9 protein-coding genes and 1 tRNA gene are annotated in these 14,050 nt (G+C 52.0%); 7 read left to right on the plus strand and 3 right to left on the minus strand.

Translation table 11 applies throughout. The features are described 5' to 3' along the window. Window positions 1-177: 177 nt before the first annotated feature. From ACIDE9_RS03410 to argS, 3 genes are all read right to left on the minus strand, one after another. On the minus strand, window positions 178-825 hold the full coding sequence (locus ACIDE9_RS03410) for a thiol:disulfide interchange protein DsbA/DsbL (protein WP_194752506.1): 648 nt from the start codon (window positions 823-825) through the stop codon (window positions 178-180). Between the two features lie 72 nt (window positions 826-897). Beyond that, on the minus strand, window positions 898-1,488 hold the full coding sequence (locus ACIDE9_RS03415; protein WP_194752505.1) for an SPOR domain-containing protein: 591 nt from the start codon (window positions 1,486-1,488) through the stop codon (window positions 898-900). Window positions 1,489-1,530: 42 nt separating this feature from the next. After that, a complete protein-coding gene (gene argS / locus ACIDE9_RS03420) occupies window positions 1,531-3,189 on the minus strand; it encodes an arginine--tRNA ligase (RefSeq protein WP_411992700.1) in 1,659 nt (552 codons plus the stop codon). Window positions 3,190-3,248: 59 nt separating this feature from the next. On the opposite strand from argS, the gene ACIDE9_RS03425 reads away from it, so the two are divergent. From ACIDE9_RS03425 to mpl, 7 genes are all read left to right on the plus strand, one after another. After that, window positions 3,249-5,522, plus strand: coding sequence for a primosomal protein N' (locus ACIDE9_RS03425; RefSeq protein ID WP_411992702.1), 2,274 nt, complete (start codon window positions 3,249-3,251; stop codon window positions 5,520-5,522). Window positions 5,523-5,658: 136 nt separating this feature from the next. Beyond that, the gene (locus ACIDE9_RS03430) at window positions 5,659-7,365 is read left to right on the plus strand and encodes a ShlB/FhaC/HecB family hemolysin secretion/activation protein (RefSeq protein ID WP_411992704.1); all 1,707 of its coding nucleotides are present in this window, start codon (window positions 5,659-5,661) and stop codon (window positions 7,363-7,365) included. Window positions 7,366-7,604: 239 nt separating this feature from the next. Further along, window positions 7,605-10,946: a filamentous hemagglutinin N-terminal domain-containing protein gene (locus tag ACIDE9_RS03435; protein ID WP_411992706.1), complete on the plus strand. Its 3,342-nt coding sequence runs from the start codon at window positions 7,605-7,607 to the stop codon at window positions 10,944-10,946. 105 nt (window positions 10,947-11,051) lie between these two features. Beyond that, window positions 11,052-11,125: transfer RNA gene (locus ACIDE9_RS03440), tRNA-Gly, on the plus strand. Window positions 11,126-11,136: 11 nt separating this feature from the next. Then, window positions 11,137-11,994 carry a bifunctional hydroxymethylpyrimidine kinase/phosphomethylpyrimidine kinase gene (gene thiD / locus ACIDE9_RS03445; protein WP_194742298.1) on the plus strand — a complete coding sequence of 286 codons (858 nt, stop codon included), beginning with the start codon at window positions 11,137-11,139 and terminating at the stop codon, window positions 11,992-11,994. Then, window positions 11,978-12,604, plus strand: coding sequence for a thiamine phosphate synthase (gene thiE, locus ACIDE9_RS03450; RefSeq protein ID WP_411992708.1), 627 nt, complete (start codon window positions 11,978-11,980; stop codon window positions 12,602-12,604). Before thiD ends, thiE begins: the two co-directional genes overlap by 17 nt. 70 nt (window positions 12,605-12,674) lie before the next feature. Continuing rightward, window positions 12,675-14,045: a UDP-N-acetylmuramate:L-alanyl-gamma-D-glutamyl-meso-diaminopimelate ligase gene (gene mpl / locus ACIDE9_RS03455; RefSeq protein ID WP_411992709.1), complete on the plus strand. Its 1,371-nt coding sequence runs from the start codon at window positions 12,675-12,677 to the stop codon at window positions 14,043-14,045. The last annotated feature ends 5 nt before the right edge of the window (window positions 14,046-14,050 follow it).

Below are 14,050 nucleotides of genomic sequence, written 5' to 3' on the forward strand. Positions count from 1 at the left end.
CGTGTGGGCATTCGCGCCCTCATGGTTTGTGTGATTGTTCAATGAATAGGTTTCACCCTCGGCGTGTATCCGCATTCATCGGTGGTCAATTAAATAGCTTTTTTAGTCTTTAGCAGCATCAAACAAAAACGCCTGATGTTGCTGACATCAGGCGTTCTTTTAATGCGAACTACTGGCTTATTTCTTACCGGCAGCTCTGTCTTTGCGCACGTTCTGAATAATAAAGTCAGCGGTTTGTAGGGCTGCTTCATTGCCACCGGCCATGGAGCTACCGGTGATGAATTTACCGTCGATAATCAGGGCAGGAACCCCAGTCGCGCCTGAAGCCCGGAAAGTTTGCATGGCTTTATTCATTTGCATGTTAATCGCGAATGACTTGAATGCTTTTTCAACTTTGATTTTATCGAGACCACCTTGCTTGGTCACCCAATCGATCAAAGACGCTTCGTCAGCCTGTTGGCTCAGGGTTTTGCTTTTGTGGATGGCGTCAAATAACTGGCTATGCAGTTTTTCCAGCACGCCGAGTTCTTGCATGGCAAAATAGGTTTTAGCTAACGGAGCCCAGCCTGCGTTTGGCAAGGCTGGGATGCGTTTGAAGTATACATCTGCGGGCAGTTTTTTCACCCAGGCTTGTAAAGGCTGCTCCATATGGTAGCAGTGCGGGCAGCCATACCAAAATAGCTCCATGACTTCGATTTTGGCCGGTTGATCGGTCGTGATTTGCTGCGCAACCTGATCAAACTGTTCACCCATTTGCGGGTCTGCCAGTGCTGAGGTCGCGGTAAAGCCAGCCCAAAGCATCAAACTCAACAACATATTTTTCATAAAGTCAGTTTCCTAAAGTTTTGTGGAACGTCATGCATTAACGTGGCAGCTGTGCATACGATGACAACCGCATTAATGGGTTGAAGATTCGATATTGACCTTGATCAGATTGGCCTGGAAGCCATTGGTTTCCAGATCGTGGCTAATTTTATTGATTTTGGCCAAGTCATTGAGCGGGCCAATACGCACCCGGTGCATGGTGCCTTTGTTGGGGATCTCTGCGGTTTGTACAAACGCTTCAAAACCAACCAGGGCCAAGCGGGTTTTGAGATTGTTGGCATCATCTTCTTTGGCAAAGGCGCCGACTTGCACAAAATAGCTTTCTTGCTTGATGGTCGGGTTTTTTTTCACTTGCTGTTCACTGATTTTGCTCTCGGTGTCGGGCAAAATGGTATAGAAATCAAACTTGTTCGGGTCCTCAATAGAGGCGCTACCAGGTTTGACTTCTTCTTCGGTGACGGTGTTCTTGATCGGGATTTCTTGCTGGCCCTCGTCTTTTTTGAATGCGCTGGAGAATGGGCTGTGATCACCTTTGATGTAGATAATCAGGGCCACGGTTAACGCGACACCCAAAAACAGGCCGACCAGCAGGCCGTTAAAGAAAGTGCTGCCGCTGCTTTTGCTTTTTGCTTTGGCTTGTGAGGGTTTGTAGTCGCGACTCATTGTGAGGTTAACCAATCAATTCAGCAGTCATTAAAGGGATGCTTACATTTTTTCCGGCGCGCCAACGCCCAATAACGCCAAGCCATTACGCAACACAGTGCGGGTGGCGGTGATCAGCGCCAAACGTGCCAGTTTGACTTGTTCGTCATCCACCAAAAATTTGGTGTCATTGTAATAACTATGCAAGGCACTGGCTAGCTCCTTGAGGTAGTTGGCCACCATGTGCGGTGCCAATGCCTGGCAGGCACTGCTGACCACTTCTGGATATTGGCCCAGTGCTTGCATCAGGGCGGTTTCTGTCGCGCTTTGCAACGGTGACAGTTCTGCCGCCGTTAAACGGGTCACGTCGTCATTCCACTGGTTGAGCACGCTGCATATGCGTGCATGTGCATACTGGATGTAATAGACCGGGTTGTCGTTGGTTTGCGCGCGTGCCAGGTCGATATCGAATACCAGTTGTGAGTCTGGGCTGCGGGCAGCCAGGAAGTAGCGCGTGGCGTCGCAGCCGACCTCTTCAATCAGGTCACGCAAAGTGACGTAGCTACCGGCGCGTTTGGACAGTTTGACTTCTTCGCCACCGCGCATCACGGTCACCATCTGGTGCAATACGTACTCGGGCCAGCCTTGCGGGATGCCGACGTCCAGCGCCTGCAAGCCTGCACGCACACGGGTGATGGTGCTGTGGTGGTCTGCACCTTGTTCGTTGATGACGCGTTTAAAACCACGGTTCCATTTTTCGCGGTGATAGGCGACGTCAGGCACAAAGTAGGTGAAGCCGCCCTCTTTTTTGCGCATGACGCGGTCTTTATCATCACCAAACGCGGTAGTGCGCAGCCATAAGGCATCATCCAGCTCGTAGGTGTGGCCGCTGGCGATCAGGGATTGCACGGTGTTTTCTACCTTGCCTTCGCTATATAAGGCGCTTTCGAGTGAAAACACATCAAACTTGATCTGGAAAGCTTGCAAGTCCAGATCTTGCTCATGACGCAAATAAGCCACGGCAAATTTGCGGATGGACTCGGTATCATTCACATCGCCGCTGGCGGTCACTTGCATGTCGTCAGCGGTGATGGTGGCTTTGGCCAGGTAGGCTTGGGCGATATCGACAATATAGTCGCCGCGGTAGCCGTCTTCCGGAAAGCCTGCATCGTCAGGATTGATGCCTTGCACACGCGCCAACACTGACTTGGTCAGGTTGTCGATTTGTGCACCGGCATCGTTGTAATAAAACTCACGCGTCACATTCCAGCCATTGGCATCCAGCAGGCGGCACAAACAGTCGCCCACCGCGGCGCCACGGCCATGACCGACGTGCAACGGTCCGGTCGGGTTGGCCGAGACAAACTCCACCTGCACTTTTTCAGCCTGGCCAGCCTGGTTGCGGCCAAACGCAGCCCCTGCTTGCAGCACCTCGTGCACAATTGCCTGTTTGCTGTCAGCCGAGACAAAGAAGTTAATAAAGCCTGCACCGGCTATATCGACTTTGCTAATGACATTGTTGGCGGGCAAGCCATCAATAATCTGCTGCGCAATCGCACGTGGGTTTTGCTTTAAAGGCTTGGCCAGTTGCATGGCGATATTGGTCGCAAAATCGCCGTGGTCGGCAGACTTTGGCCGCTCAAGAATGATGTTGAGGCTGGAGGTATCTTCTACCAGCGGTTTCACCGCTTGCAGAATGAGTTCTGTGATCGTTTGTTTCAAGGTTAAAATGGTGCTGAATAGTCAAGCCGCCATTTTAACCTAATTAAGCATTTTCACCCATGTGTTCAACTGTCTCCGACCTTCAGGCCGCAACCCCCGCCAGTATTGTGCGCGTGGTGCTGGACGTGCCACTGGATCGCCAGTTTGATTATTTAAATCCTGGCCTGTTGATTCGTGAAGGCAATCGCGTCGTGGTGCCCTTCGCCGGGCGGCAATTGGTGGGCATTGTCATGGCGCTGCTGAGCGAAACTGATGTGCCGCCACACAAGCTTAAAGCCGTGCTGCAAGTGTTTGATGACGTGCCATTTGACGCCGCGACCTTGAAGTTGCTGCGGTTTTGCGCCGACTATTATCACTACCCTTTTGGCCAGACCGTGCTGGCCAGCTTGCCACTGCGTTTGCGCCAGATTAAACCGGCGGTGACGCGAAAAATGTGGCTGTATCAGTTGGCGAAACCCATTCCGGAAGACTTTATTGGTAAGCGGCAACAAGTGCTGACCAAGCTGGTTGCCTCCCTGCAGCAGCAGGGTGAATGCAGTGAGGCGATGTTGGGCGAAGTGTCCGCTACCTGGCGCAAAGCCATACAGCCACTGCTGGATGCTGGCTACGTGTCCAGGCGCGAAGTGATTGCGACGCGCCCTTCCCTGCCCGCATCTGACCTGGCACCCACGCTAAATGACGAGCAAGACCATGCGGTCAATGCGATCCTGGCAGACTTAAACCGTTTTCAGCCCTGGTTGTTATTCGGCGTTACTGGTTCAGGTAAAACCGAGGTCTATATCCGCTTGCTGCAAACCGTGCTCGCGGAGCCGCAGGCGCAGGCACTGATCATGGTGCCCGAAATCAACCTGACCCCACAGCTGGAAAGTCGTTTTCGTAGTCGCTTAAGCCAGTTTCCACTGGTGACCTTGCATAGCCATTTGAGCGAGAGTGAGCGCTTGCAAAACTGGCAGGCGGCACAATCCGGTGTTGCGCGCATTGTCATCGGCACGCGTTTAAGTGTGTTTACGCCCATGCCGCATCTGAAATTGATGATTCTGGATGAAGAGCACGACACTTCGTACAAGCAGCAGGATGGCATGCGCTACCATGCGCGGGATGTCGCACTGGTGCGCGCCAAACAATGCCGGATCCCGGTGGTATTAGGTAGCGCAACGCCTTCGCTGGAAAGCTGGTACAACGCGATGGGAGATCAGGCACAAGCTGCATCGAATGCAAAAAAGGCCAGTTACCGATTGCTGACGCTGACCAAACGGGCGGCAGCCCAGGCCAAATTGCCACGTATTTTTTGTATTGATACCACGCACAGCCCGCCGGAAGCCGGACTGACGCCGCAACTAAAACAGGCCATTGAGCTGCGCTTGCAACGCGGTGAGCAAAGCTTGCTGTTTATTAATCGACGCGGTTATGCGCCCGTGCTGCATTGCTCCGCTTGCCAGTGGCTAGCGGATTGCCGCCGCTGCTCTGCCAAAGCGGTATTGCATTTGCGCCAGCGCGTCTTGCGTTGTCATCACTGCGGTGATGAGCAGCCGATTCCGGTGCAATGCCCAAGTTGCGGTAATCCTGATTTGCGCCCGGTTGGCCAGGCCACACAACGGGTTGAGGAAAGCTTGCAGCAGCTTTTTCCACAGGCGCGTGTCGCCCGCGTGGACCGCGACACCATACAGGCCAAGGATGCTTTAACCGAGCTGTTGTCCGCGGTACATGCGGGCAAAGTGGATATTCTGATTGGCACGCAAATGCTGGCCAAAGGCCATGATTTTGCCAATTTGACGCTGGTAGGGGTGTTGGATATAGATGGTGCGTTGTATAGCCCTGATTATCGGGCCAGTGAACGCCTGTTTGCACAGTTGATGCAGGTGGCAGGTCGCGCCGGTCGTGGGGATAAGCCGGGCGAGGTGCTGATACAAACCGCCTTTCCGCAGCATGCCTTGTTTGCTGCACTGCGCGAGCAAAACTATGCGGCGTTTGCCGACGATTTGTTGCAGGAGCGCATGGTCATGCAGTTTCCTCCTGCGACTTATATTGCCGTGATGAAGGCAGAAGCGACCGAGTACAGCCTGGTGAGCCAGTTTTTAACAGACTTTAGCCATGCCGCCAGAGAGTATGTCGCGGCACAAGCGGCAGCGTTGTCAGAGCAGCCTTTGGTTTATGACCCGGTGCGTCCAGGCATTGCCAGGCTAAATCGTATGGAGCGCGGGTATGTGATGCTGCAGTCTGCACATCGCGGCGCCTTGCAGCAGCTATTGCAGGTGGCGGTCGAGTGGGTCAGGACACATCCGCTGCAAGCAAAAATCCGGTGGGTGCTGGATGTGGATGCGCTGGAATACTAGTAAAAGTTACAAATATGCTACTAAACGCCCTTTTTTTTGTAAAAAAACGTTAGGATTTGGGGGTTTTTTAAGGGGAGTTTGGACGTTGTTATACTATTAAAAAGATTATATTTTTATAAAGCTTTGGGGAGTCATCTTGAAAACACAATTAAAGCGTATAGGCCTGTTACAGTTGCTGGCACTAGGCTACACATCTCAGGTATTGGCAGGGGGTGTTTCTTTGCCGGATATCCAGCAGAACTTGCCTAGACCTATTCTGCCAGAACCAAGACCTATCATTCAAGTGCCTGAAGAAACACCGGCACCAGAAAAAAAACAAAAGAAATCCAGCCTCAAGATTGTTGTAAAAGAATTCAAATTCTCCGGCAACAAACAATTCTCAGATGAAGTATTGGCTGCCCAGCTTGCACACCTGACTGGTCATGAAATTGGCATGCGCGAGCTTAACGAGGCGGTGGGGACGATTCGTAACTACTACCGCCAACGTGGTTATCTGCTGACACAAGTCTACTTGCCAACCCAGGATTTGCGGAAAACCACAGAAGCCGAAGCCGTGGTTGAGCTTTCTATCCTGGAAGGTACCTTGGGTGAGGTGAAAGCAGAGGCAGGGCAAGGCTTGGATCAGGAGTATTTCCAATCACTGTCAGAGTATGGGCTGAACAAGGGTGATGTACTCAATGAGCGCAACCTGGTGCGTAATATCATGGTCATGAACGGTTTGCCTGGCATTCAGGTGACTTCGCAGCTCAACCCGGGTGAGGCAGTAGGTAGTTCTGATGTTGCAGTTTCTGTGGAACCACGTGTTCCCCGCGTCACCGGTTTTGTCAGTGCCAACAACTATGGTAACCGTTATACCAACCGTGAAACTTTAGGCTTTGGTGTTGCCGTGAATAACCTCCATGGCCGTGGCGACCAGTTGGCGGTGGTCGGTAAAACCTCCAGGGATGAAGGTCAGCGTTCTATCAGTGGCTTGTACTTCACACCAGTGGGCAGTGCTGGCACGATCATGAACCTCGCGTACAGTTATGTGGATTACAAACTCGGTGGTGAATTTAAACAATTTGATGCATCTGGTGATGCCCATTACTTTTATGGTTCGCTTGAGCACCCTTTGCTGCGTGAAACCAAAAAAGGCGTTGCGTTCAAGGTCGGTGGCAACTACAAGATTTTGGATGACGAAGTAGGTACGTCGATTAACAACCGTCGTGATATCAGCAGCCTGGAGTTGGGCCTGGTCGGCGACTGGATTAATGATATTGGCAGCGTGGCCTATCAATGGAGCTTCCTGGTGACTGCGGGTGATGTCTCCTATAAAGACTCACTGGCAAAAGCCAATGACCGTGCATTACTGGATACCCAGGGCAGCTTCGTGAAGTGGAACTGGACCTCCAGCCGCACCCAGGTATTTGATAACGGTGTGAATTGGGTGGTACGTGCGGATTACCAGGGCGCAGGTAATAACCTGGATATTGCTGAGCGTTTCGGTATCGGGGCCATCAACCGCTGGCGTCAGTATTCTGAAATTCCTAGCCAGGCCGACCAGGGCTGGATGGTAGGCACTGATGTGCGCAAAACGTTTGCCACCACCGGGGCTGATGTCACGCCGTATATCCAGTCAGTGACGCCATTTGCCTTTTATGATGCCGGTCGCGGCAAGCTGAATCATGATCCGATTGGTAACAGCGTTTATGTCCGCTCTAACCATATTGGTGTTGGTACCGATATCCAGTTCCCAGGGCAGTGGATTTTGACGACTACCTATTCCCAGCAGAAGCGTGATCTTGACGGCGCTGAAAGTAATACCGAGTACCAACTCTGGGCGCAAGTAAGAAAAAATTTCTAGTTTTAAATCTGTAGTAAGCCTGATCCGGGCAAAAGCCTGGACATATAAAAAGTAGCCCGCATGAATGCGGGCGCATCTAATTGGAGTTGGATGCGCCCCAGGCAGCATTAGTCATAGTGGGCTACATACAAAAATAATTTCCTGAAACAAAATTACACCCATATCAGGAATTGAGAGAAGTGATGGTAACCCACTGGTCTTGGAGGATCAGTGGCGTTTCTTACTAAAGGAGAAGTGTCATGAAAGCAGCATCCTTAAACCATGTCTATCGTCTGGTCTGGAGCAAGCTCCAGCAAGCCTGGGTTGCCGTGGCCGAAACAACCCGTGCACATGGTAAATCCAGTGTGACCGGCGCAGTCAACCAAAAAAAAATATCGACAGCCAGCGATCTTTCAGACGCTTCGCTTACCTCAGCAACCAAATGGCGTTTTGTGGTGGCGAGTGCATTTGCCGCAGCGATCATGCCACTTTCTTCATTTGCAGATACTAATGTTGTGGCTGGTGTGGTAGCAGGTGACCTCACGGTGAAAGATGTCAGTGCGACGCACACCCAGTATATTCATACCGCCAATGTCAACATTGTTGATTTTTACAAGTTTGGCGTGATGAAGGGTCATCAACTGGATGTGATCATGCCAGATGCAGGCCGTGCCTTGTATCGTGTGATCGGCAACAGTCGCTCCGAAATCAATGGGACATTGAATTCGAACGGTAGCCTTTTCCTAGTGAACCAGAATGGTATTCTGTTTGGCAAAGGTGCTGAAGTTAACGTCGGTAATATTGTGGCGTCTACCCTGAATATTACCAATGAAGCCTTTTTGCAAGGTAATTACAAGTTTACGGCCGAAAATATGGCTGGCAATATCGAAAACCGCGGCCTGATTAAAACGCAGGGTGAAGGTTACATTGTGATGCTGGGTAAAAAAGTGGTGAACTCCGGCACGCTGGTCGCAAACAATGGCAGTGTTGTTCTGGCTTCTGCAAAAGAAGCGGTTCTGGATTTTTACGGTAATGGTCTGGTGAGAGCCAATTTAACTGCACAGGCAGTGGAGGGGTTGGTTAAAAACAGTGGATTGATCCAGGCCAATGGCGGTTTGGTGCAATTAGCGACCAATGCCCGTTCTGCAGCAATCAATGTTTCCGGTATTATTGAAGCCAACCAACTGGTTGAGCGTGATGGCGTGATCCGCCTTGAAGGTGGTGATAACGCCAAGGTTGAAGTGTCCGGCCAATTAATCGCTCAAGGTCAAGGCACAACAGGTGGGTCGATTGAAGTCACTGGTGAGCAAGTGGCCTTGATGAATGGTGCTTTACTGGATGCATCTGGTGATACCGGTGGTGGTAAGGTGCTGGTGGGTGGTGATTACCAAGGTAAAAACGACGCCGTTTACAACGCCAGAACTACCTATGTTGCTAGTGGTGCAACGATTAAAGCCGATGCACGCCAGCAAGGCGATGGCGGTAAGGTTGTGGTCTGGGCGAATGATTTGACCCGTTACTATGGCAGCATTTCTGCACAAGGCGGCGCTGCCAGTGGTAATGGTGGCTTTGTTGAGGTTTCCGGCAAGCAAGACCTGGCGTTCCTTGGGTCGGTGAATGTCGCTGCAGCGAACGGGCTGGGCGGATCCGTTTTGTTAGACCCTGAAACCATTAACTTGATCAGCGGCGGTTCTACGCCAACAGATAATGCGTCTGGTACGCCAGATGTGGCTTTCGCTGATAATGCCGGCGGCACAACCAATATCAATGTCGCAGGGATCACCGGCTTTAGCCAGCTGTTCCTGCAAGCGACCAAAGACATTAACGTCAATGCAGCTGTCACGATGAACGTCGATGGCAATATTCGCCTTGAAGCCAATAACGATATCAATGTCAACGCAGCGTTGACCACGTCAGGGAAAGGCAGCATTAACCTGAAGGCGGATGCCGATAATAGCGGTGTTGGTAACCTGCACATCGGTGCCAACATTACTGGCCCAGGTGGTGTCGTGCTGTCTGCAGCAACGTTGACGCACTCAGCAGGTAACATTAGCTCTAATGGTGATATTAAAGGCTATGGTCATGCTGGTAGCGTCAAAATCACCGTCGCTGGATTCGCGCAATTAGGTACTGCCAATATCACTGCGAACGGCCGCCCTGCATCTAGCACCACCAATGGCTTTAATGGTGGTAGCGTGGTGATTGACGCAGGTAGCCTGGAAATGAGTGGCAATATTAATACTTCAGGCTCGGCTTCTGGCACCCCAGGGACCGGCACCTCTACGCCGCCTTTTGGCACCGGTGGCACTGGCGGTAAAGTGGCCATTAGCACTACAGGAGATGCCACGGTCGGCAATATTACGACAGGTGCAGGTAACGCCGGACGCAACTCGATTGTCTCTACGGCTTCTGGTGAAGTCAGTGTCAAAAGCACTTCTGGCAATGTCACCGTTGGCAATGTGACGACCAAGGGCGGTTTCAACTCTATTGGTAATAAAGTAACACTTTCTGCGGTCAATGGATCCGTGACGGCTGGCAATATTGATACCAGTGCGGGCATTGGACGCGCTAATACCGATGGCAAGAGTGCAGGTGCGGTTAACATCACTGCGGGTACAGACATTACCACACAGGCGATTGTAGCCTCTGGTGCGGATGGTAATGGCACGAATAAATCCGGTGGTGCGGCAGGTGCGGTTACACTTAAAACCACGACAGGCGATATTAGAATGGGTGCCGTGACGATGGCACCTGGTGCTAAAACCGGGACAGGTACTGTAGGCAATGCGGCTAAATTACTCGCTCAAGCGGGTCGTGATATGTACACCCTTGGCAATATCTTAAGCTACAGCAATGCGGCTGATGCAGTGCAATTGGTTGCTGGCCGTAACTTTATTAACAGCGCGAATGCCACCATCACTACCGGTGCAACTGGTCGCTGGACAATTTACAGTGCGGATCCAACCGGCGATGTAAAAGGCAGCAATTTGCTGGCTACCTACAACTACAAACAATATGGCACGTCATTTGGTGGCACATTGTTAGGTACGGGCAACGGCTTTGTGCATCAGGTGAGTCCGACCGTCACAGCAACCCTGGCCGGGACCGCGACTAAAGCCTTCGATGGCAACAATATCGTGACAGATGCAAGCGGGTTGTCTGTCACAACTACAGGCCTGATTGATGGTGATGTCGCTACAGTGTCTCCGATTACTGGTGCAACCTATGATACGCCAGTCATTGGTACAGGTAAGCCTATTAACGGCACATACAATGTGGTCAATATTGTGACGGCCGAAGGCAAGCAGATCTTCAATCCAACAGCTGGCACAGTCGATGGTTACACGGTTAATCAGAACTCTACTGCAACAGGTAGCATTACTGATCCGACTTCACCACGTGATAATGCTGGTTTAGGTGGTCTCATCCCTAACAATCCGATCTTGAATACGATGTTTATCGTTTCTCTGAACCCTGCTGCTGGTGACGAGGAAGACCTGGATGCGGTGGCTTGTCCTACTAACGAAGATCATTTGGGTAGTACGCCTATCCTGAGTTCTGGCGTGAAGTTGCCAGACGGCGTGAACTCGAATTGTATTTAATTTAATCAGCCAAGCAGAAGCCGGACAATTGTCCGGCTTTTGTTTTTGTGCTGAATAATGTTTTGTATTCGACCAGACAGCAAGTAAAATAGCGGTCATTCGTTCGCGGCTGTAGTTCAATGGTAGAACGCCAGCTTCCCAAGCTTGATACGCGGGTTCGATTCCCGTCAGCCGCTCCAAAGGAATTTTCATGGCCAATACTCCTCCCACCGTTTTAACATTTGCCGCGACAGACCCGAGCAGTGGTGCCGGTGTGCAGGCAGATATCATGGCGCTCGCCAGTATTGGTTGTTACCCGCTGTCTGTGATTACCGGCATTACGGTGCAAGATACCGTAGGCGTGGAAAGTGTGATGCCACTGGATGCAGACTGGATTAATGACCAGGCACGTGCGATCTTGGAAGACGTGTCTGTGAGTGCCTTTAAATTGGGCCTGTTGGGCAGCGTGGAAAACGTGGCGGTGATTGCAGAAATCGTTGCCGATTACCCGGATGTGCCGTTAATCATTGACCCTATCCTGGCTTCTGGCCGCGGCGATGAACTGTCTAATGAAGAAATGCAGGCCGCTATGTGCGAACTGTTATTTCCGCAAGCGACGCTGATTACGCCCAACAGCCTGGAAGCACGCCGCTTGGCTTATTACGATGAGAGTGATGAAGTCAAACACAGTTCGCTCGAAGAGTGTGCGTTGCGCCTGCTGGGCATGGGCACCGAGTATGTGATGATTACCGGTACGCACGAGCGCTCGCTGGATGTCGTTAATAGCTTGTATGGTGTGCAAAACGAGATCCCGGGGCTGATTAAAGATTACCACTGGGAGCGCCTGCCGGGCAGTTATCATGGCTCCGGCTGCACCTTGACCAGTGCGATTACCGCTTGCCTAGCACACGGCTTGACCATGGAAGAGGCCGTGCATGAAGCGCAGGAGTTTACCTGGCAGACCCTACGTCATGCGTTCCGCCCTGGCATGGGGCAATTTATTCCTGACCGGTTCTTCTGGGCGCGCGAGTCAGACGTGCAGGAAAAAGCGAGTGAACTTCAGCATTAGCGGTTTATATCTGGTGACGCCAGATTGCGATGACACAGCGCTGCTTTGCGCGCAAGTGTCAGAGGCGTTACAAGGTGGCGTATCGCTGGTGCAATATCGGCATAAAGCGGCCAGTGACACTTTGCGTTTAGAGCAGGCGACAGCCCTACTCGCTCTGTGCCGCCAATTCAATGTTCCATTGTTGATTAATGACCATGTGGCGCTGGCTGCGGCCTTGGATGCGGATGGCGTACATGTCGGCCAGCATGATAGTGCGATCACTGCAGCGCGCGAGGTGCTAGGTGCACAGAAAATCATCGGCGCTTCTTGCTATAACCGCTTTGAATTGGCCGAGCAGGCGCAGGCCGCAGGCGCGAGTTATGTGGCTTTTGGCGCGTGTTACCCTTCTTCCACCAAGCCCAATGCGCCTAGCGCCGCCGCTGCATTATTTACCCAAGCCAAACAGTCATTGTCCGTGCCCGTCGTCGGCATTGGCGGCATTACGCTGGATAACGCCCGCCACTTGGTGGAGGCAGGTGCCGATGCACTGGCGGTAATTACCGATATTTTCCAGTCTGCGGATATTGTTGCCCGCTGCCGCCAGTACCAGCCATTATTTGCCAAAAATTGAGCGCTAATCGCTACCGCTTTACCAGACGTTGTTTGGTAAAATGCATGCATTCATTGTCCTGGTAAAATTTATGCACATTCACATCCTTGGTATTTGTGGCACTTTTATGGGTGGCATCGCCGTGCTGGCCAAAGCGGCCGGTCATCGTGTCACCGGGTGTGATGCCAATGTTTACCCACCCATGAGTACACAGCTCGAAGCGCAAGGCATCGAATTGATTGAGGGCTTCGACCCTACCCAAACCAGCCTGAATCCCGATATCTATGTGATTGGTAACGTGGTCACACGTGGTAATCCGCTGATGGAAGAAATGCTCAACCTGGGTTTACCTTATATTTCTGGTCCGCAATGGCTGGCCGAGAATGTGTTGCAAGGCAAATGGGTATTGGCGGTCGCGGGTACGCATGGCAAGACGACCACTTCTTCCATGCTGGCATGGGTGCTCGAATATGCAGGTTTGGCGCCTGGTTTCCTGATTGGTGGTGTGCCAGAAAACTTCGGCGTGTCTGCCCGTTTGCCACAAACGCCTAAACAAGACCAGAAATCGGTTTCCCCGTTTTTTGTCATCGAGGCCGATGAATACGATACTGCCTTCTTCGACAAGCGATCCAAGTTCGTGCATTACCGTCCACGCACGGCCGTGCTCAATAACCTTGAATTCGATCACGCCGATATTTTTGAAGACCTACCCGCGATCGAGAAACAGTTTCATCACTTGGTACGCACCGTGCCGCAACAAGGCCTGGTCGTGGCTAACCAGCAAGACAGCCTGGATCGCGTGATTGCGCGCGGTTGCTGGAGTGCCTTGGAACGCATAGACAGCGCCAGTGGTTGGCAAGTGCAAAACGTTGATGCACAAGGCCGTTTCGATGTGTATTTAAACGGTGAGCGCCAGGGCAATGTGAGCTGGGACTTGCTTGGTGAACATAACCGCAGCAACGCATTAGCGGTCATTGCCGCCGCACGTCATGTCGGCGTCGCACCCTGTATCGCGATTGAAGCCCTTGGTGAGTTTAAAAATGTGAAGCGCCGTATGGAAATAAAAGGCGTGGCTAATGACGTCACCGTCTATGATGACTTTGCGCATCACCCGACGGCGATTGCCACCACGGTGGCCGGGTTACGTGCCAAAGTGGGCGCCGCCCGCATTCTGGCCGTGCTGGAGCCGCGCTCTAACACCATGAAACTGGGCGTGATGAAAGATGCCTTGCCCGACAGCCTGCGTGATGCGGATGCTGTGTTTTGCTATGCCAATAATTTAGGATGGGATGCCACCGCTGCCTTAGCCCCCATCCAGCAAAAAGCGCAAACCTATGATGAGCTGGGTCAGTTGGTGGCTGCGGTCACCGCTATGGCGCAACCAGGCGATCATGTGCTGGTGATGAGTAATGGCGGCTTTGGTGGCGTACACCAAAAATTGTTGCAGGCCTTGCAGGGATAGTTGGA

The organism is Methylophilus sp. 'Pure River' (genome assembly GCF_046765995.1).
Taxonomy (GTDB): Bacteria; Pseudomonadota; Gammaproteobacteria; order Burkholderiales; family Methylophilaceae; genus Methylophilus.